Genomic DNA, 623 nt, shown 5'->3' on the forward strand with positions numbered 1-623 from the left:
CCACTCGGCGGGGAAATCGGTTTTCACCCTTCCGTCTCGGACGCTTCTCCGGAGTCGACGCGCATGGCCGCGACGCCGAGGAGAAGGCGTAATGAACATTACCTGGACCAGAGAAACAGTACCGTACTGTACTGAAAATGCCAGCTCCCCACACCGTGTGGTGCTGGTCACATCCGCTACCCGTCACCCGTACCCGCGCCCGCGCCGCGTCGGCCCCGGCCCCGGCCCCGGCCCCGGCCGCAGGCTCCGGCTCCGGCCGTGATCCGGCTGTCCCGAACGGACAACGCCCGGGGCCGTCCGCCTGGAATGCCAGTGAACGCCAAGATCAAGGGATTCATCATGCGATCGGACGTTCGGAACGGTCAGAGCGGCAGGGCATGATGGCTGGCGGAGGCGAGAGTTCCGTCCCCGCGGACCCCTGCCCGGCCGATCCCCGTCCCGCGGACGGCCCTCCGGAAGGGAGATTGTCATCATCCGCTCCGCCCAGCACCGATTCCTCGCCGCTGCCGCCACCGGCGGCATGCTCGCACTCGGCCTGGGCCTGGCGGCGTGCTCCCGGCACGGCTCCACCCCTCGCCCCGCGTCGCCGACAGCGTCGGGCCCGGGTGGCCCGAACAGCGCAC

The organism is Frankia sp. CoWAU3, assembly GCF_977971855.1.